Genomic DNA, 18797 nt, shown 5'->3' with positions numbered 1-18797 from the left:
TGCAACGCATGGGTGCAGTGACTTTCACCGAGTAATCATAGTCCAACTTGGGCGCACAGTGGGTGTGCAAAAATCCGCGAGGGGCTCCGAAGATGCGCCATCTCGCGGTTTCTCTCGCCGTGCGAATTCACTATGATGAATGACGGGTAGGGAGAGGGGTATGGTGAAGAAATTATTCGATTACGATGCTGCGTTCGCCCGCAACATTGGTTGGGTAACTACGGGCGAGCAGTCCGCGTTGCGTGGCAAGCGCATCGCGATCGCCGGGATGGGCGGAGTTGGAGGCGTTCATCTGCTGACTCTCGCCCGGCTCGGTGTCGGGGCGTTCAATGTCGCCGATTTCGACACTTTTGACCTCGTCAACTTCAATCGCCAGGCCGGTGCAATGATGTCATCGGTCGGGCGGCCAAAGGTGGACGTGCTGGCGGAGATGGCGCTCGACATCAACCCCGAACTCGACGTGCGTCGTTTCCCCGCAGGCTTGTCGGATGCCAACCTCGATGAGTTCCTCAAGGACGTCGATCTCTATGTCGACGGACTGGACTTCTTCTCCTTCGGCATTCGGCGTGCCACCTTTACCGCATGCCACCGACTGGGAATTCCTGCGGTGACGGCCGCACCGCTTGGGATGGGAACCGCGGTGCTGGTGTTCCTGCCGGGGCAGATGAGTTTCGAGGAGTATTTTTGCCTCGAAGGCTGCGACGAGGAGGAAATGTCGATCCGCTTCCTGCTGGGACTGTCGCCGGGCATGCTGCAGCGTTCCTATCTGGCAGATCCGTCGCGGGTCAATCTCGCCGAGCGGCGAGGCCCGTCCACCATCATCGCGTGCCAGTTGTGCGCTGGTGCCACGGCCGCCGAGTCACTGAAAATCCTCCTCGGGCGAGGAAAGGTTCATGCTGCACCATGGGGCTATCAGTTTGACTCGTACCGGGGGCGCATGGTCCGTACCTGGCGTCCCGGTGGCAATCGAAACCCGCTGCAGCGATTGGGGCTGTGGATCGCCCGGAAGCACTTGCGCCGCATGCGCGAGCAAGGGGCGCAGCGTGGCTGAGCGGGAAGTGTTGCTCAAGATTCTCGACCGGGCGCGCTGGGCGCCGAGCGGCGACAATACTCAGCCATGGCGTTTTGAAATTGTCTCCGGGAGTCACATCGCGATCCATGGTTTCGACACGCGCGAGTGGTGTCTCTATGACTTCGACGGCCGGCCCAGTCTCATTGCACACGGCGCCTTGCTCGAGACCCTGCGGATTGCAGCAACCGGTTTTGGCCTCGAAGCGCGATGGTCCGTACGTGCCGGCTGCCCCGATATTGCGCCAATCTATGACGTCGAGTTGAGCGAGGTGCCCGGGCTTGTCCCTGACCCTCTCCTGGCGCACATCGAGACGCGGGTGGTTCAGCGCCGCCCGATGCGCACGAAACGTCTCAGCGCGGAACAGCGTGACCGCCTTCTCGCGGCGCCCGGTCCCGGCTTTCAGGTGCGGCTCTTCGAGTCGTTGGCCGGCCGGTTCGCGGTGGCCAAGTTGCTGTGGGATAGCGCGCACGTGCGCCTGACTTGTCCCGAGGCGTATGCGGTGCATAGACAAATCATCGAATGGGGCGCCCGCTTCAGCAAGGATCGAATCCCCGAAGAGGCGGTCGGGGTCGATCCGATGACGGCGCGACTCATGCGGTGGGTGATGAAGGACTGGGCGCGTGTCGAGTTCTTCAATCGGTACTTGCTTGGCACCGTTGCCCCCCGCGTCCAGCTCGATTTCATTCCCGCGTTTGCGTGCGCCGCGCATGTGCTGCTTCGTCCCGAGAGGCCGCCGACGACGCTCGGCGACCATGTCAGGGCCGGTGTTGCCGTCCAGCGGCTCTGGTTGACCATCGCCGCGCTCGGTCTTTACCTGCAGCCGCAGATGACTCCGGTGATCTTTCGCTGGTATGCACAGGCGGGGCGCCAGGTGTCCGTGAAGCCCGGGATCGATGATGCGGTGCGTCTGCTGGCTCGCCGTTTCGATGCGATTACCGGCTTTGGCGCAGCCGATTCGTACGCCTTCTTTTGTCGAGTCGGCCACTCGAGCCAGCCTGCTTCGCGCTCGACTCGCCGGGATCTCGACGAACTGATGGTCGGGTCTTGACCGCGATTATCCGGATCTGGTCGGTAGTCCCGTGCAGGTCGACCGGGTACATGGCGGCCGAAACGTGTCCGGGCTCGCGGATGATGCGAGCCGGTGTGCATCTCTCGTAAGGAGTCCCTCCGAATGCGCAAGATCGGAGTTACGCAGATTCTCGTTTTTCTGATGCTTGCATCGATTGCGGCGGCCGGGGCTGTATTCACGACGTCGCTGCTGGCTGGTGGGCTCTCACTGGGCGATTTCAGGGGCGTGGCCCTTTGCGGCGTTTTCGTGCTCGTGTTCTACGTATTTGCGATCGCTGTTCACCGCCTGTTTCTCGCCGTGATGCCCTTGCGGGAGGGAGACATCGCGCCGGGCTCGCGTGATGAGTTCGCCTACAACGTGTATGTGTTGTTCTACCTGCTGCTGTTCTATCCGATCACCCGCAACCATGTGCTGCCAGTGCCGCTCATGCGTGTCATCTACCTGGCCTTGGGGGCCCGGTTGGGCAAGGATACCTACAGCGCGGGAGTGATCCTCGATCCGATCCTTACGGATGTCGGCTCGAATACGATCATTGGGCATGATGCGGTGCTCTTTTCGCATGCGATGGAGGGCGAGCGCCTGTCCCACGCCAGGATTCGCATCGGCTCCAGGGTCACCGTCGGAGCGAAGTCGATCGTGATGTCGGGCGTGACGATTGAGGATGGCGCGATCATCGCGGCCGGCTCTGTCGTCACCAAGGGGACGCGCGTTCGGGCTGGCGAGGTTTGGGGAGGGAACCCGGCACGTCGCCTGCGAGCGTGACCGGAGCGGTCTCCAGGCGACCATGGCTGTCGCGGCGGAACCCGACAGGGCCTTTCTGCAGGGAGTGTCGAATTCTTTTACAGTGAATCGCCGGCTTTGCATTTTTGATTCTCAGGCCATTGATTTTTAAGAATAAAAAATTCTGGCCTGGGATTTGCTCCTAGTTGGGCGTCGGGCGTTGAATCGCCCTTGTGCCGAATCGGCAAGCCCTACAAAAGGAGTCCGCCATGACCAACAAACTTCCGCGGCGCGTTCGTTCCAGTGCGATTGCGGCAGGCCTTGCCCTGGCTCTGGGGTGGGGTATGCCCGCCTTTGCACAGTCGGACCCCGTCCTGTTCGATGCCGATGGCACGGACGCCAACGCCCTCACGCAGACCTATGGCTCATTCGACTGGGCCGTATCATCGGCCCTCATCGATCAGGGGATTCCCACAACTGGTTCGTCATTCAATCTGTATACCCACGCGGTGCTGGACGGCTTCACTAACACGGATGGTGACCCTGTTGGCGATCCGGCGAACATGAATACTACGTGGGAGATCACAGCGATCGCGGGCTTTGCGGAAACTGCGACGCTTTCGGGCGCGCCGACGATCGAACTGGTTAGCGACGGCGGAAATCTTGATCCAACCGACGACGTCTATCAATTCACCAGCACGATCAATCTCAACCTGGATACGAGCGGCACCACGAATTTCTTCGCGGTCTATTACGACGACGTGATTAACGACGGGACGCAGGCGAGCTCGCTCACCGGTCTCGGCTTCGACGACGGCACGCTGATTCTGTCAGGTACCGTTTCGCAATTCACGAGCGCCGGCAGCTTCACCTCGAACTGGTTCTTCGTCGATACGAACGGAAATGGAACCTATGATCCGGGCGAAGAGGGGGCGATCGATCCTGCCACCGGCGATCCGGTCAACGCCGACCGCCTGCTCGACCAGAGCGCGAACGGTGATCAGTGGGCCGGGCAACTGACCGCCTATGGCGAAGGGTCGACCTCCATCGAAGTCGATGTCGACTTCCAGGACTTCAACTTCTTCAAGTCGCTGATTACCGCGCTGTCTCAGGATCTGTTCTTCACGACCCGCAACAACCTGCCCGTCGATGACACCAACCCCTCGCAGTCGTTCGATACCGATCTTGTCGGCGGTTCGCTGACCTTGGCCGGTGGCGGCATCGACCTTGGATTGATCAACTGCGTCAATGGGCCGGACTGCATCCTCGAGACGGACGCCAGCAACTCGTTCCGCACCACGGTGCCCGAGCCCTCGAGTCTCGCGCTGCTGGGTCTGACCCTCGTGATGCTCGGTGCCGGCCGCTTGTCGCTGCGCAGAAGGTCCGCATGACGTGAGTGTGTGACGCCCTTGCGGCGGGGTCGGTGTCGATGATGTATCCAATGATGGCTCGAGGGCGCTGATGTCGTAGGCAGTCAGCATCGCTCGGGCCATCGCTTTTAGAAGGGGATGCAGTCATGAAACTTCGCAAGATACTGGGTCAGGGCGCGTTCGCCCTGGTACCGTTGTTCGCGGCGATGGGGAGCGCGGGAGCCGCAAGCCTCATCCTTTTCGATCCGGACGGTAATGGTCCTATCCAGCCGCTTTCGGTCAGCGCGTTCGACTGGGGCAATGGCAATGCCCTGGTTACCGAAGCGCCCGACGGTGGTCCTGCCATTCCGCTTGGCGTAAGCAACACCAAGCCGGTCCAGACATTTGTTCACGGCGCCCTGAATGGGCTGTTGAATCCCGGTGGCGATCCCTATCCGGACCCGAGCGGATTCAACTCGACGTTCGAATTGACCTACGTCGGGGGTACGGGCGAGGCGGTGACGACCAATTCCGATGGATCGATCGCAACCTTCGCGTTCGACGGCGCGGCAGGTCAGAGCAACTTCTTCTATTTGTACTATGACGACCTGACCGATGGTGCCGGTAGCAAGGGAGCGTCACTGACGGGCCTCGGCTATCGCGACGGGACGCAGATACTGCGCGGGGTCGTGGTCGAGATCAATGGCAACTTCGGCACCGACTTCAGCTCTGGGATTCTCGATCAGTTCGGTACGGATAACTGGGGCGGGACCCTCACCGTCAAGGGGCAGGGGTCGCAGAGCATCGCGGTGTTGGTGCAATACGCCGACCCCGCGTTCTTCAAGGAAGGGGTCGCGGCAGGAACGATACTGCAGTTCACGACGCAGCAGAACGTTCCGTATTTGGAGACCAATCCTTCGAAAAATTTCGAGACGGATGGCGGTGTCGATGCTGCGACGGTCGGGGCAATCAACGGGGTAAGCGGGCCTGAGATGGTGCTGCAGACCGACGCGAGCAACAACTTCGAGTTCATCCCGACCTTGTCGGCCTGTCGGGTGACGGGCGGCGGGAATGACACGGCAGGGATCAACGTAGCCGAAGGAGGATGGGACGGGACATTTGCCGCCGATACTCTGAAACCGTCCGTGCTGCTGAAGCCGAAAGGCAAAGCTGCGAAATCGAGTACCGTGACCGATTACTACGACTACTCGTTCGGCGGGCAGGCCGGTGCCAATACGGCTCTGCCACCGCAGCCGAAGGGCCAGTGGGAGCATAACAACCACAGCAGCCCGAGTGGCCTGAGCTTTGCGTTCCATGGCGGAAAGAATGCTCCGGCCGGCACGCAGATCGACGAGATTCGCTGTACCGACGAGGGGTGGTGCGAACAGGCACGTCCGGCGCCGAACAAGCAGATCGACTTCGTTGGTGTGGGGACCTTCAGCAATATCAGCAACAACACCTTCACCGCGAGCGACGGCGTGATCTTCGACGGGATCGATGATGTGATCCCCGAGCCGAAGGGGCAGCGTCCGAATCAGCCAGTTCCGACCTATCACTGGTTCCAGGTGCATATCGAGGATCTGGGTGAGCCGGGTAGCGAGAATCCGAACACGCCGATTCCGGGCGCGAACTGTCCGCCGGCTGGTTCCGGCAACAATCCGTTCGCGGATCCGCCGGTCACCGAGAACATCGCCGACTGTGGTTGTGCGGACTTCTATCGCATCACTATCTACAAGGGCGTCCAGCCCGCAGTGGATGGAGACGGAAAAGTCATCCTCGATGCTAACGGCGACGTCGCTGGACTCAACAAGACCGACAAGATCTATGAGGTATATGGCTACATCAACGGCGGTAACTTCCAGATCCACCCGCTCACCGGTTTCGACCTGAAGTAAACCACTCGTTGCAGGATGACCGCATTGCGGGGCGCACCGCCCTGTAATGCGGTTTTTTTTGCCTGGATCGTGTGCGTGCGCAATCGTCCGCCTCTGGATTACCCGAGGCGTTGGCTGCGTAGCGGGGGGTCACGCGGTGGAACGGGTCTTCTCGGCGATCAGACTTTCGAGGTGCGATCCAAGGTCTGATCCTGGAGTATTGCGTGCCGCGGCATCTCGAAGCCGCTGAGCGCAGGTAGCGAAATTGGCGTCACCGAGGAGGCGCGTTACCGCCTTGTCGAGCGCGGCGGTGGTTGCGCGGTCGGAGCGCACTAGAAGGCCCGCGCCGAAGGCTGTAATCGCCTGCATATTGAGAAACTGGTCCATGTTTCGAGCAATCCCCAGTACCGGCACACCGGCGGCGAGCGCCTGATTGGTTGTCGGGCTTCCGCCATTGCAGATCACCAGGCGCGCATGCTGGCAGACGCGGTCGCCGGGGAGGTAGTCGAAAACGCGTATGCGATCCGCGGTAGGCTGTATCGATAAGGGCTTGCCGGCCGACGCGATGAGCACGGAGTTGCCGGTGGCCTCGAGCACGGGCAGGAGCGCTTGCAGCACATGGGGATCACCCGAACTGCCCATCGTGACGTAAATCAGCGGAGACGTGCCGTCCAGCCGGGGCGGCGCGTCGTCTGGGACTTGCGGCGACCATGCAATCGGACCGATGAAGGCTGCATGCGGGCCGGTACCGATTTCAGGGAACAGTTCCGGGAAATTCGCGAACAGCCGCAGGTCGGCGTCGGTATAGCAGCGGCGCAGGTCGTGTGCCAGGGAGGGAAGTCCGTGTTCCGCCCTCAAGTGCTCGATTGGGCGCGCGTGCAGTCGCAGGGCAAGCGGGGAAAAGAGGCGAAAGATACCCTCTGCGATCGGTATCGGCGTAAAGCGGGTGAACGCGAGGACGGGTAGCGGAGGATGCAGGGGACGCTCGGGGCTCCAGTATGCATCGCAGATCGTTGCGTACGGGATGGAACGCAAGCGTGCGCTGACCGAAAGTGACAGGCGGAAGTCGCCCATGATGACATCCGGCTGTTCGGTGTCGATGAGTGCCAGGTCGTCGGCGACATAACGGCGCAAGGTGGGTAGGTCGTAAAGCGGCAGGCCGTGTTCGAGACGGCGGGCAAAAACCGATGCCGCCTGACAGGCGAGCGGCCGTGTGGGGAAGGGTGTGTTCCTGGTGAGCCAATCAAAGGTGTCCGGGCGCGCGAATACGACCTCGAAGCGCTCAGGATCGAGGCTGCGCGCGAGGACAAATGGACGCGCCACATGGGCCAGAGTTGCGCCTTCGGCAAAGAACAGGACTTTCAACTTCCTCATCGATTCGGCAAGTCCTCGTCGGTTGTCAGCGCGCGAACGGCGGATGGCTGGCTGCAGGGGGCTGTCGGGCGTTCGGCTGCTGGAGGGCTGAATACGGCCTCAGCGTGCTGCGGCTGGCGCACTCGGGTTTCGCAGCCGGGCATAGTGCGCTATGACGGCTGGCACGTATCGGGCCGTCTCCGCATAGGGCGGAATGGTGTTTCCGTGGCGTTCCACGGCCCCTTCCCCGGCGTTGTATGCGGCGAGCGCAAGCGGCAGGGAATCGAAGCGATCGAGTAATTCGCGCAGGTAGCGTGCGCCGCCGAGCAGGTTCTCGCGCGGATCGAGGGGGTTGTCGACGCCGAAACGCGCTGCGGTTGCCGGCATGAGCTGCATCAGGCCCAGGGCGCCCTTTGGCGAGCGGGCGCGTTCGTTGAAGCCGCTTTCGACAAATGCGACGGCCTCGATCAGGAAGGGGTCGAGGCGGCTGTGGCGTGCTGCGGCATCGACGAGCGGGGAGAGCGGGGCGGGGGGGCGCCGATTGCTTGCCGTGGCGGGGGCATGGCCCTTTCCGTTATGGCTCGGGCGTGCCGAGCGGATCTCGAAGATGACCCGATGCCGCGGATCGCTGGGGGCGTCGCTGAAGTTGAACACGCCTTGCTCGTCGGCGAAGCCATAGAGCCGGTCTGCCCGGCAGGGGCCTGCGAAGCAGAGCGCGAGTGTTGCGCCCGCGATCAGTGCAATATGAGCAGGGCGCAGGCTTCCGCGGACTGACGTGGCCTGTCCATGGTGCTCGGAATAGGGAGGTCGATCTGATGAGGACGTCGGTTTGCTCATTTGGCCTCACGAGCGTTTCCGGGGCGTTGGCTGTCAGTATGCAACATGTCTAACTTCAAGACGCCAGCGGCCACGAGTATGTGCGAATTCCATGATGCTTTCTATGCTAATGTTGGCGAGCAGCCGGGCATCGGCCTTTTCAATGTAGCCTAAAGTCGCGCGCCCGCTTGTTCCGGGTTCCGGAAAGACTTGGCATGTCTTGATGATGGCATACAGTTAACGATTCACTGGTGATCCATGCGTTATCGTGTCAGGGCTCTCGGGGCGAACGGGTCCGTCGTCGAAACTGAACTCGAGGCGGGGTGCGAGGCCGATGTACGCGCGCTGGCCGAGGCGCGCGGTTTGTCCGTGCTTTCGCTGAAGGCGCTGGAGCGTGGCCGGGGGCGCAGCCGCTTTCCACTGCTGCTGTTCAATCAGCAGTTGTTGGCCTTGCTGCGGGCGGGCATTCCGCTGGCCGAGGCAATCTCTGCGCTGGCCGAGAAGGAGCGCTGGCCGGCGATACGGTCGGTGATGCAGGGGCTGCGTGACGCGTTGCGCGAAGGCCGCAGCCTTTCGAGCGCGCTGGAGTCGGCGCCGCAGGCATTTCCCGCCCTGTATGTCGCGCTGATTCGCGCCGCGGAGCGTACCAGCGACCTGGAGCGGGCCATTGCGCGTTTCATCGCCTATCAGGAGGACGGTGAGCGTCTGCGCGACAAGTTGATCAGCGCAGCGATCTACCCCTTGCTGCTTGTCGGCGTGGGCGGTCTGGTGGTGCTGTTCCTGCTTGGTTATGTCGTGCCACGTTTCTCGCATATCTACCAGAACGTCGGCACCAACCTGCCATGGATGTCGCGCCTGTTGCTCGAGTGGGGGCAGTTCGTCGAGGGGCACGCCGTCCTGCTTGGGGTGATCGTGCTGGCATTGGTGGGGGCAGGGGCTGTCGTGGTGCGTAGCCCTCTCCTGTGGGCGACCGTAGGACGCTACATGTGGCGCATGCCGTTCGTCGGGGAGCGCCTGCGGGTGTTTCAGCTCGCACGTTTCTACCGGACGGTGGGCATGCTGCTTTCGGGAGGCATCCCGGTCGTGACGGCGCTGGGGATGGTGTCGGGCCTGCTTTCGCCAACATTGCAGGCGAACCTGGCCGCCGCGATTGCCGCAATTCGCGAGGGGCGCAGTCTCTCGGCGATGCTGGCGGCGCGCGGCCTGACGACCCCTGTTGCGCTGCGCATGCTGGAGGTCGGCGAACGTGCGGGGAATCTGGGCGAGATGTTGACTCGCGCGGCCGAATTTCACGAAGAGGATACGGCGCGGCAGGTAGAGTGGTTCACGCGCCTGTTCGGCCCATTGTTGATGTTGCTGATCGGTTGTGCGATCGGCCTGATCGTGGTGCTCATGTACATACCCATCTTCATGCTTGCAGAGAGCATTCGATGAGCGAATCGCTGACGGCGGAGCTCACTCCCGCTCCCTTCACGGCGGCGGAACTCGCGGCGGCGTCGGAGGCCGGCGAGCGCATCATGGACGGACTCGCGAAGCTCGAGCCGAGTCCGGCGTTGCGTGTGGAGCGCCTGGCGTCTGCGCTCGGGCTCACCTCCATGGGGCACGGGCGTCTGATGGCGCTGGACCCGGACTTCGGTGCGATTCCGTTCGAGATGGCACTGGGCCGAGAGTGTGTGGCGCTACGTGGCGAGGACGGCGGCCTGGTGGTCGCGATCGCGGACCCGTTCGATTCCGACCTGCTGGATGGCTTGGGCGCACGCCTGCGCGAGCCGTACGAGTTGGTGTTGGCGGATCATGACGATCTCGCGGCTTGCCTCGCACGTCACGAGGACGAGGTGCGACGGGCGGCCGGCCTGATCGCATCGCACGAAGAGGGCGGAAAGGGCGACGGCGTTGAAGATCTGTCGCTCAAGCGTATCAGTGCGGACGTGAGTCCCGTCGTCAAGCTGGTCAATTCGACCCTTTACGATGGTTTGAAGCAGCTCGCGAGCGACATCCACCTCGAGTCGATCCCGGGAGGCCTCGTCATCAAGTACCGCCTCGACGGAGTGCTGGTGCGCGTCGGCAGCGCGCAGGGCAACGAGCTCGCCGAACAGGTCATTTCCCGCATCAAGGTGATGGCGGAACTCGACATTGCCGAGCGCCGCGTGCCGCAGGACGGGCGTTTCAAGGTCCGCTCGGGCGGGCGCGAGATCGACTTCCGGGTCTCGATCATGCCCAGCATCCACGGCGAGGATGCGGTGCTGCGCATCCTCGACAAGGAGCACCTCAGCCGTGAGATGAGCGGGCTGACGCTCGAGACGCTTGGATTCGACGATGATGTCCGGGGAGCGCTGCGCCATCTCGCGAGTGAGCCTTACGGCATGCTGCTGGTCACCGGTCCGACCGGTTCGGGCAAGACCACCACACTGTACGCGACGCTTGCCGAGACCAACCAAGGGCTGGACAAGATCGTCACGATCGAGGATCCGGTGGAGTACCAGCTCAACGGCGTGCTGCAGATTCCGGTGAACGAGAAGAAGGGGCTGACCTTCGCGCGCGGCCTCAGATCCATCCTGCGCCACGACCCGGACAAGATCATGGTTGGCGAGATTCGCGACGGCGAGACGGCGGAGATCGCGGTGCAGGCGGCGCTCACCGGTCACCTCGTATTCACCACCGTGCACGCAAACAATGTCTTCGACGTGATGGGGCGCTTCATGCATATGGGGATCGACCCGTTCAATCTCGTCGCCGCGCTCAATGGCATCGTCGCCCAGCGTCTGCTGCGCATCAATTGTCCGCACTGCACCGAGGACGTTCCGGCTGACGCGCAGCTGATCGCACGTTCGCGCATCGGCGATGCGAGCGCCTTCCGCTTCCGTGCGGGCCATGGCTGCGGCCAGTGCCGCGGGACGGGTTATCGCGGCCGGCGTGCGGTGGCCGAAGTGCTGCTGCTCGACGACGAGATCCGCGAGCTGATCGTCGCCCGTGCGCCGATCCGTACGGTCAAGGACGCGGCCCGGCGCAACGGGTTCCGCGGCCTGCGCGACGCCGCGCTCGCGGTGGCTGCGACGGGGGAAACGACGCTGCAGGAGGTGAATCGTGTCACGCTTCTCGGCTGACGTCCGCCGCCTGCTGATCGAGCCGGACGCCATTCGCGTCGGGCATGGTTCGACACAAGAACGGCTGGCCTACGAGTGGGCGCCCGATGCTGCCTTGACGGCGCTGGCTGCGGCACAGGACGGCGGGGTGATGCGAGGTTCGCGCTGGGACGTGCTGTTTGCCGATGCCGTGGTGCGCTACCTGATCGTCCGGTGGCCGCCCGGCCTGCGTGGCGCTGCCGAGCGGGAAGCGTTCCTGGCGCTGCGTTTCAGGGAAGTGCATGGGGTGGGGGCGCCCGAATGGCGAATAATCGTGGAGCGGGGGGCGACCGATTTCCCCGTCATCGCGTGCGCCGTGCCTGCCGCACACGTCGAGGCTGTGGCGGCGTGGGGCCGTGTGCACCGGCTGCGTTTCGGCAGCGTCACGGGTGAGTTCCTGGCCGCCTACAACCGGGTCCGCCCCGAACTGGAGAGTCCGTTCGGTGCTCTGGCGGTGCAGCGCGAGGGGCGGGTCACGCTGGGTTTCTGGCGCGACGCGCAGTGGCAGTCCTTGCGTAGCCAGCCGCTCGGTCCGGCCGGGGATACGTCGCTGGGCCTCTACCTGGAGTCGCAGGCGCTGCGTTCGGGCGTTCCGGGTGAAGCCGGAGTTCTTTACTGCATCGGGGAGGGGCCGCGGGTTCCTGCAGGATGGCGCAAGCTTGCGCTGCACGCCGAAGGGTGGGAAGGATGAGACAGGTCCCGCTGCCGGTCGATCTCGATTTTCTGCAAACGCGTCGGCGTGTGAGCGCTGCTGGCTGGGGTTTGCTCGGGGTCGGGGTGCTTGCCTGTACGCTCCAGTTTGTCGACTACCGTCGTGCCAGTGCCGAGATGGACGCCCGCGAGGCGGCGGTCGTCCGCGCGCGCGAAGCGGGGCGGCGCGCACAGCCTGTGGTGTCGGCCGTGGGGAACCCGGTGGGGGCCGAGGAGGCCAAGGCGGTGCTGGGTGTCGCCGAGCGCCTGAATGCCGATTGGGGACCGATGCTCGGCGGGGTGGCGGGGGCGCAGCGCGACGGTGTCACGTGGCTGAGTCTGCAGGCGGATCAGACACGCGGCAGGCTCGCGGTCGCCGGACAGGCCCGCTCGCTGGCGGAAATGTTCGAATTCGTGGCCCGGCTCGGTTCAGTGGACGGGGTACGGGACGCCCAGTTGGCAAACTACGAGTGGGTGCAAGTCGAAGGCGGTGACGCGGTGCAGTTCACCGTGAATGCGAAATGGAGCGGACGTCCGTGATGCCCGGCGATGGCGTATTGATGCAGTACTGGTGCCCGCGTCTCGTGACGATGGCGGCCCCTGCGACGGGCGGTGGCGAGGCAGCCGCGACCGCCGCCGGGGTCGTGGGCGAGTCGCGCAGCGGCGGGGCGTCCTTCGGTCTCGTCAGGGAGTATATCGGACGGCTCGTGTTGAACGCCGGCCTTCCCGGTGCGCTCGGCGTCTTCCTGCTGGCGGCTGCGGCGCTGGGAGGATACGCAGGCGGCACGGACGTCGATCGTCGTGCCGCCGCTCTGGCCGACGAGCGGAGCCGGATGGAGCGCAATGCAGACGCCCCGGCCCCGGGGAGCGACGACCGCGCCCGCGTCGCGGCCTTTTTCGAACGTTTCCCGCCGGCTGCCGCACTGCCGGACAGCCTGCGTCGCCTGAATGAACACGGTGCTGCACACGGCATCAGCGTCCGGCGCACCGACTACGGCAGTTCCGTGGTGGCCGGCACGCCGCTGACGCTCGTCAGTCTCACCTTACCCGTCGAGGCCGACGCGGCGGCGCTCTATGTCTGGCTTAGCGCGCTGCTGCGGGAAATGCCCGAAATCGCGCTGGAGTCGGTGAGTTTCAAGCGCGATACGAGCGATGCCGAGACGGTTGAGGCGGATATCCGTCTGCAACTTTATCTGCGGGGGCGCTCATGACGATGCGCCACGTTCTCCTGTCTGTCGCGCTGCTGGCGACGCTGGCAGCGAGCTGGTGGGCCGTCAATGAAGAGTCCGACGTGGACGTGGTTCAGCCCGTCGAACGCGCAGCCCGGCTTAAGGCCGCCATCGGGCAGGGAAAGTTGGCCGAAGTGCCGGCTGCGTCGGCGGAGAGGCTCGCCCGACTCGACATCGTGCGCACGCCGTGGCCCGAGCTGGACGATCCGCTGGCGCGCGTCGTCAGCTTCGCCCCACCTCCGCCGCCGGCCGCGCCGGCCGACCCCCTGGAGCCGCAGGCGCCCCCTTTGCCGTTCCGCTATGTCGGTGCGATCGACGATGCGCAGGGCAAGGCGGTGTTTCTGCTCGAGGGTACGCAGGTCCGCCTGGCGCGGCAGGGCGAGGAAATCGCAGGTCGTTACCGTGTCGAGCGCATCACCCCGTCCGCGGTCGAATTCATTTATCTGCCGCTCAAGAAAATTCAGACCCTCAATCGCCAGAATCCATGAAAACGAAGACTTCGACCTTATCGCGACGCGGGGATTGCCAGGTCCTTCGTTCAATGCCCGTGAGCGGCTCGTCGCGCAGCAGCCCTTCCGCGTGGAACGAATCTCCGCTGGCGCGAGCGCTGCGGAAGGTGCTCCTACCAGCCCTTTCCGCCCTTCTTCTTGCCGCGTGTGCCGGCAATCCTGCGCTCGAACAGAGCCGAAGCGATTTTGCCGCGGGCGATCGTGTCGGAGCATTGCTGCGGCTGGAGCAAGCCTTGAAGAAGGATCCGGACAACCTCGAATTGCGCAGCTATTACGTGCGCCAGCGCGATCAGGTCGTGACGGAGAGGCTGGGGGTGGCGGAGAAGGCGCACGGGGCGGGGAAGCTGGACGAAGCGGCGCTGCTGTATCGCGACGTGCAGAAGGTCGACCCGGAAAACGCGAGAGCTCGGCTCGGGCTGGAGGACGTTGAGCGGGCGCGCCGCCGCGCGGAACGACTGGGGCAGGCCAGAGCCGCCCTCTCTGCCGGGGATGCTGCGACCGCCGGCCGTATCGCGCGCGGCGTGTATGCCGAGGCACCCGGCGACAGGGCGGCGCGCGAGCTGGTGCTGGAGCTGGACGAACGTGCCGAGCGGGCGAGCAAGCCGCGCGCGGAGTCCCTGCAGGGGGCGATGGCGCGGCCGGTGACGCTGGAGTTTCGCGACTCGCCGCTGCGAGTGGTGTTCGAGGCGCTGTCACGAGCGAGCGGGCTCAATTTCGTCTTCGACAAGGACGTGCGCGCCGACAGCCGCGTGACGTTGTTTGTACGTGAGAACTCCGTCGATGAGGTGCTGCGTCTGCTCTCCGCGACGCAGGGCATCGAGCGCAAGCTATTGAATGCGAATACCGTGCTGATCTACCCGGTGACCACCGCCAAGCAGCGCGAACATGTCGAGCTGGTGACGCGCAGCTTCTACCTCGCCAACGCCGAGGCGAAGGCTGCGCAGACGCTGATCAAGCAATTGGTGAAAAGCCGGGACGTGTTCATCGACGAGAAGCTCAACCTGCTCGTGATGAAGGACACGCCCGAAGCGGTGCGCATGGCCGAGCGGCTCGTCGCGACGCTGGATGTGCCCGAGCCGGAGGTGATGTTGGAGCTGGAGGTGCTGGAGGTCAGCCGCAACAAGTTGCTGGACCTGGGGATCGATTTTCCCGACCAGGTCGGTTATGGCCTGCTGACACCGACGCTGCCCGCGTCCAGCCAGATCGTGAATGGCGTTGTGATTTCCGGCACAACGCAGCTCGGCGGCAAGCTGCTCGACGGCAACATCGACCTGCGTCATAACCGTGGCGATCTCGTGCCCTTCATCCCCAACCCCGGGGCGGTGCTGCGCCTGAAGAGCGAGGACGGCGATTCCCGCATGCTCGCCAACCCGCGCATCCGCGTGCGCAATCGCGACAAGGCGAAAGTGCATATCGGCGACAAGCTGCCGGTATTCACGACAACCTCGACGGCCAACGTCGGCGTGTCGGCCTCGGTATCCTATCTCGACGTCGGCCTTAAGCTGGAGGTGGAGCCGTCCGTTTATCGCGACGACGAGGTCGGCATCAAGCTCAGCCTTGAGGTGAGCAGCATCGTCAAGGAGGTGCCCGGCCCCTCCAGTTCGCTCGCCTACCAGGTCGGTTCGCGCAGCGCATCCACGTCGCTGCGCCTGCGCAACGGCGAGACTCAGGTGCTCGCAGGCCTGATCAACGACGAGGAACGCTCGTCCGCACAGCGCCTGCCCGGGCTGGGCAACCTGCCGATGGTTGGAAGGCTGTTCTCGGCCCAGCGCGACAGCAACAACAAGACCGAAATCGCGCTCCTGATCACGCCGCGCATCGTGCGCAACGTGCTCCCGCCGGTTTCCCTGCTTGCCGAGATGCCTGCGGGAACGGAGTTGAACATCGGTGCCGAGCCGCTGCGGATCGGTGCGACCGCGCCCCGCAGCCTGGGGCTGATGGGCGAAGGGCGTCCAACGGCTGCGGTGCCGGTCGCGGCGCCACGCGCGGTGCCGGAGGAGCGTGCGGAGCCGACCGAAGCGGTGGAGGCGAAGGAGGTGCAGGCGGCGCCCGAAGTTGCTCTGATCCTTCCGGAAACAGCCCGCCGCGGCGACACCTTCAACGCCATCGTGCGCGTGAGTGGGGCCACTGGGGCGACCGCCGCCGATGTCACGATCGCGTACGATTCCAACCGCCTTGAAGCGGACGGTGCGATGACTCCGGGAACGGTCCAGTTGCCCGTGAGCCTCAGGGACGGCCGGGCCGATCTGGTCGTGCGACTTCGCCCCAAGCTCGACGCTTCGGGCGTGGCGACCCTGGTCGCCACAGGCATGAAGCTGCGTCGCGATACGGGCGACGAAGACGTGGCGCTGTCGGCCGGAGGTACGGTGCGTATTGCCGAGTGAGGGACGAGGTGGCGCGCGGATTCACCCTCATCGAGCTGGTTGTCACGGTGGCCATCATCGGTATCCTCGCGGCCGGGGCGATGCCGCTTGCCGAACTTGCAGCCCAGCGTGGGCGCGAATCGGAATTGCGTATCGCGCTCCGCCAGATCCGCGCTGGACTCGATGCTTACAAGGCGGCCTACGCGGAGCAGCGCATCGAGCAGCGCGTCGATGCGTCGGGCTACCCACCCGACCTCGCGGTGCTGGTGAATGGCGTGCCGGATGTCACCCATCCGGCTGGCAAGCGCATCTACTTCCTGCGTCGTCTGCCGCGCGACCCCTTTCATCCCGACGCCACGGTGCCCGCGGAACAGACCTGGGGCAGGCGCAGCTATGCGAGCCCGCCCGAGGAGCCGGCCGAGGGGAAGGACGTGTATGACGTTTATTCGAAATCGGCTCGAAGTGGACTCAATGGCGTGCCGTATCGTGAGTGGTAAAGGTGGCATGAAGAGGCGGGGGATCCTTTCCGGCTTCACGCTCATCGAGTTGCTGGTGGTGCTGGCCATCATCGCGACGCTGATGTCGATCGCCGCGCCGCGCTATTTCGAGCACCTGGACCGCAGCCGTGAGGCCTCCCTGCGCCAGACGCTGTCCGTCGTGCGTGATGCAATCGACCGCTACCATGCGGACATCGGCAAGTGGCCACCTGATCTCGATACTCTCGTGACCAAGCGTTACCTGCGCAAGCTTCCCGTTGATCCGATCACCGAGCGAAACGACTCGTGGCTGCTCGTTGCGGCGCCGGGGGAGGAGGAGGCGGGAGTGTGGGATCTCCACAGCGGGGCCGAAGGTACAGCCAAGGACGGTACGAGTCTTGCCGAGTGGTGAGATTGTGCGCGATCGTGAGCCAACGCGAGGCGCGACGGCTGGTCCCGGTGCAGATGTGAGGCGGCAGGCCGGTTATACCTACCTGCTGGTGCTGTTTATCGTCGCGGGGCTCGGCCTGCTGGTGGCACAGACCGGAGTGGTGTGGCAGCAGGCGGCGCAGCGTGAGCGAGAGGCGGAACTACTGGCTATCGGCGTCGAGTTCTCGCGTGCGCTGTCGAGCTATGTCCAAGCCGGTGCGGATCACAGCCTGCCGGAGAGCCTGCAGCAACTCGTGGAGGACAGACGCGGACCGGTTCTCGTCAGACACCTGCGCCGGATCTATCGCGATCCGTTCTCCAGGCAGCCCGTCTGGGGCCTGGAAAAGGCCGGCGGGCGAATCGCGGGAGTCTATAGCCTCGCTCAGGGCGTTCCGATCAGGCAGCACGACCTGCCCAAGGAACTCGGCGGACTCTCGGGCGAAGTCCGGAGCTACGCGGAGTGGGTGTTCAGAGCGGTCGAGTCGGACGATGGCACCGCCGCAGGAACGGCGTCGGGCGCGGGCTCCGCAACAACCGTTCGTGGCGGAACGGGGGTATCCGTTCCGGCGTCAGGGGATTAGCGCAGCACCATGTTGTCGCGGTGGATCAGTTCGGGCTCGTCGATGTAGCCGAGAAGCTGTTCGAAGTCGCTGCTGGGTTTGCGCGCCACGCGACGACATTCCGTGCTGCTGTAATTGACCAGGCCGCGGCCGATTTCCTCTCCTGACTGCGTACGGCAGGCGACCGCCGAGCCACGCTCGAAATCGCCGCGTACTTCGATCACGCCCACCGACAGCAGGCTGCGCCCGCTGCGCAGCGCAGCCGCGGCGCCGTCGTCGATGACCAGATCGCCGGCAAGCTGCAGGTGGTCGGCGAGCCACTGCTTGCGCGCCTGTAGCGGCGAGCTGGTGGCGAATAGCAGGGTTCCGAGCGCCTCGCCTTGGCCAAGACGCACCAGCGCGTCGCGCTCGCTGCCGCTGGCGATGCAGGTATGGGCGCCGCTGCGGGCGGCGCGCTGGGCGGCGCGGATCTTCGTGATCATGCCGCCCTTGCTGATGCCGGTGCCGGCGCCACCGGCCATCGCCTCGTAGGCACGGTCCTCGGCGCGTCCTTCGGAAACCAGCGTCGCGGAGGGGTCCTGGCGCGGGTCGGCCGTATAGAGGCCCTTCTGGTCCGTGAGTATGATCAGTGCATCGGCTTCGATGAGATTAGCGACCAGCGCCCCCAGCGTGTCGTTGTCGCCGAACTTGATCTCGTCGGTGACGATGGTGTCGTTCTCGTTGATGATTGGCACGACGCCGAGTTCGAGCAGCGTCGTCAGCGTCGAGCGGGCGTTCAGGTAACGCTTGCGGTCGGCGAGATCGTCGTGCGTGAGCAGGATCTGGGCGGTGTGGATGCCGTGGCCCGAGAATGCCTCTTCGTACGCTTCGACGAGCCCCATCTGCCCGACCGCCGCGGCGGCCTGCAGCTTGTGCATTTCCTGCGGGCGCTTCGTCCAGCCCAGACGCTGCATGCCCGCAGCGATGGCGCCCGAGGACACCAGCACGACCTGCTTGCCGGAGTCGCGCAGGGCGGCGAACTGGCGCGCCCAGTCCGCCATCGCGGCTTTGTCGAGGCCAGTGCCGTTGTTGGTGACGAGGGCGCTGCCGACCTTGACCACCAGGCGGCGCGCATTGCGGATCTTGTTTCGCATGATCTGTGACGGCAAGCGTGGGCTAACGGGAAG

General features: G+C 64.5%; 18 protein-coding genes. 15 read left to right on the top strand and 3 right to left on the bottom strand.

From position 1 onward, the window contains the following. Positions 1-163 precede the first annotated feature (163 nt). From ToN1_RS05810 to ToN1_RS05790, 5 genes are all read left to right on the top strand, one after another. Positions 164-1051 carry a ThiF family adenylyltransferase gene (locus ToN1_RS05810; RefSeq protein WP_169208111.1) on the top strand — a complete coding sequence of 296 codons (888 nt, stop codon included), beginning with the start codon at positions 164-166 and terminating at the stop codon, positions 1049-1051. Continuing rightward, the gene (locus ToN1_RS05805) at positions 1044-2120 is read left to right on the top strand and encodes a nitroreductase family protein (RefSeq protein ID WP_169208105.1); all 1077 of its coding nucleotides are present in this window, start codon (positions 1044-1046) and stop codon (positions 2118-2120) included. The genes ToN1_RS05810 and ToN1_RS05805 overlap by 8 nt, the downstream gene beginning before the upstream one ends. Positions 2121-2243: 123 nt before the next feature. Continuing rightward, entirely contained in the window at positions 2244-2903 is a 660-nt protein-coding gene (locus tag ToN1_RS05800; protein ID WP_169208106.1) for a DapH/DapD/GlmU-related protein, read from the top strand. A gap of 227 nt (positions 2904-3130) precedes the next feature. Next, positions 3131-4252 (top strand): PEP-CTERM sorting domain-containing protein, encoded by a 1122-nt coding sequence (locus ToN1_RS05795; protein ID WP_169208107.1) that lies wholly within the window; start codon positions 3131-3133, stop codon positions 4250-4252. A gap of 125 nt (positions 4253-4377) precedes the next feature. Beyond that, complete coding sequence (locus ToN1_RS05790; RefSeq protein ID WP_169208108.1) at positions 4378-6105, top strand: hypothetical protein; 1728 nt, start codon at positions 4378-4380, stop codon at positions 6103-6105. Between the two features lie 129 nt (positions 6106-6234). On the opposite strand, the gene ToN1_RS05785 is transcribed toward ToN1_RS05790, so the two are convergent. Beyond that, a complete protein-coding gene (locus tag ToN1_RS05785; protein ID WP_169208109.1) occupies positions 6235-7458 on the bottom strand; it encodes a glycosyltransferase in 1224 nt (407 codons plus the stop codon). Between the two features lie 99 nt (positions 7459-7557). Next, the gene (locus tag ToN1_RS05780; RefSeq protein WP_244860977.1) at positions 7558-8091 is read right to left on the bottom strand and encodes a lytic transglycosylase domain-containing protein; all 534 of its coding nucleotides are present in this window, start codon (positions 8089-8091) and stop codon (positions 7558-7560) included. A gap of 420 nt (positions 8092-8511) precedes the next feature. Here ToN1_RS05780 and ToN1_RS05775 point away from each other — a divergent pair, with 420 nt between their 5' ends. The 10 genes from ToN1_RS05775 to ToN1_RS05730 all read left to right on the top strand — a co-directional run bounded on the left by ToN1_RS05775 (position 8512) and on the right by ToN1_RS05730 (position 17652). Continuing rightward, positions 8512-9687 carry a type II secretion system F family protein gene (locus ToN1_RS05775; RefSeq protein WP_169208905.1) on the top strand — a complete coding sequence of 392 codons (1176 nt, stop codon included), beginning with the start codon at positions 8512-8514 and terminating at the stop codon, positions 9685-9687. Further along, a complete protein-coding gene (locus ToN1_RS05770; RefSeq protein WP_169208906.1) occupies positions 9684-11357 on the top strand; it encodes a GspE/PulE family protein in 1674 nt (557 codons plus the stop codon). The genes ToN1_RS05775 and ToN1_RS05770 overlap by 4 nt, the downstream gene beginning before the upstream one ends. Continuing rightward, a complete protein-coding gene (locus ToN1_RS05765; RefSeq protein ID WP_169208907.1) occupies positions 11338-12066 on the top strand; it encodes a hypothetical protein in 729 nt (242 codons plus the stop codon). The genes ToN1_RS05770 and ToN1_RS05765 overlap by 20 nt, the downstream gene beginning before the upstream one ends. After that, entirely contained in the window at positions 12063-12605 is a 543-nt protein-coding gene (locus ToN1_RS05760) for a hypothetical protein (protein WP_210148035.1), read from the top strand. The genes ToN1_RS05765 and ToN1_RS05760 overlap by 4 nt, the downstream gene beginning before the upstream one ends. Continuing rightward, entirely contained in the window at positions 12602-13276 is a 675-nt protein-coding gene (locus ToN1_RS05755) for a hypothetical protein (RefSeq protein ID WP_169208944.1), read from the top strand. The genes ToN1_RS05760 and ToN1_RS05755 overlap by 4 nt, the downstream gene beginning before the upstream one ends. Continuing rightward, the gene (locus ToN1_RS05750; protein WP_169208943.1) at positions 13273-13782 is read left to right on the top strand and encodes a hypothetical protein; all 510 of its coding nucleotides are present in this window, start codon (positions 13273-13275) and stop codon (positions 13780-13782) included. Before ToN1_RS05755 ends, ToN1_RS05750 begins: the two co-directional genes overlap by 4 nt. 254 nt (positions 13783-14036) lie before the next feature. Then, positions 14037-16187, top strand: a complete 2151-nt coding sequence (locus tag ToN1_RS05745; protein ID WP_244860976.1) for a secretin N-terminal domain-containing protein — start codon at positions 14037-14039, stop codon at positions 16185-16187. An 8-nt stretch (positions 16188-16195) separates the two neighbouring features. Next, a complete protein-coding gene (locus tag ToN1_RS05740) occupies positions 16196-16663 on the top strand; it encodes a type II secretion system protein (protein ID WP_169205230.1) in 468 nt (155 codons plus the stop codon). Positions 16664-16670: 7 nt separating this feature from the next. Beyond that, positions 16671-17054, top strand: a complete 384-nt coding sequence (locus ToN1_RS05735) for a type II secretion system protein (protein WP_169205231.1) — start codon at positions 16671-16673, stop codon at positions 17052-17054. 55 nt (positions 17055-17109) lie between these two features. After that, positions 17110-17652: a type II secretion system protein gene (locus ToN1_RS05730; protein ID WP_244860975.1), complete on the top strand. Its 543-nt coding sequence runs from the start codon at positions 17110-17112 to the stop codon at positions 17650-17652. Here the strand turns inward: ToN1_RS05730 and proB are convergent. Next, complete coding sequence (gene proB / locus ToN1_RS05725) at positions 17649-18764, bottom strand: glutamate 5-kinase (RefSeq protein WP_169205232.1); 1116 nt, start codon at positions 18762-18764, stop codon at positions 17649-17651. The genes ToN1_RS05730 and proB overlap by 4 nt on opposite strands. Between the last annotated feature and the right edge of the window lie 33 nt (positions 18765-18797).

The organism is Aromatoleum petrolei (assembly GCF_017894385.1).
GTDB classification, from domain to species: domain Bacteria; phylum Pseudomonadota; class Gammaproteobacteria; order Burkholderiales; family Rhodocyclaceae; genus Aromatoleum; species Aromatoleum petrolei.
The sequence above is the reverse complement of the archived record's forward strand: the minus strand, read 5'-3'. Positions and strand labels throughout refer to the sequence as shown.

Excerpts from the sequence above, each read along its gene's own strand:
- ToN1_RS05795 (WP_169208107.1), top strand. The coding sequence starts at position 3,131 with ATGACCAACAAACTTCCGCGGCGCGTTCGTTCCAGTGCGATTGCGGCA.
- ToN1_RS05750 (WP_169208943.1), top strand. The coding sequence starts at position 13,273 with ATGACGATGCGCCACGTTCTCCTGTCTGTCGCGCTGCTGGCGACGCTG.
- ToN1_RS05800 (WP_169208106.1), top strand. The coding sequence starts at position 2,244 with ATGCGCAAGATCGGAGTTACGCAGATTCTCGTTTTTCTGATGCTTGCA.
- ToN1_RS05735 (WP_169205231.1), top strand. The coding sequence starts at position 16,671 with ATGAAGAGGCGGGGGATCCTTTCCGGCTTCACGCTCATCGAGTTGCTG.
- ToN1_RS05785 (WP_169208109.1), bottom strand. The coding sequence starts at position 7,458 with ATGAGGAAGTTGAAAGTCCTGTTCTTTGCCGAAGGCGCAACTCTGGCC.
- ToN1_RS05775 (WP_169208905.1), top strand. The coding sequence starts at position 8,512 with ATGCGTTATCGTGTCAGGGCTCTCGGGGCGAACGGGTCCGTCGTCGAA.
- ToN1_RS05770 (WP_169208906.1), top strand. The coding sequence starts at position 9,684 with ATGAGCGAATCGCTGACGGCGGAGCTCACTCCCGCTCCCTTCACGGCG.
- proB (WP_169205232.1), bottom strand. The coding sequence starts at position 18,764 with ATGCGAAACAAGATCCGCAATGCGCGCCGCCTGGTGGTCAAGGTCGGC.
- ToN1_RS05760 (WP_210148035.1), top strand. The coding sequence starts at position 12,063 with ATGAGACAGGTCCCGCTGCCGGTCGATCTCGATTTTCTGCAAACGCGT.
- ToN1_RS05790 (WP_169208108.1), top strand. The coding sequence starts at position 4,378 with ATGAAACTTCGCAAGATACTGGGTCAGGGCGCGTTCGCCCTGGTACCG.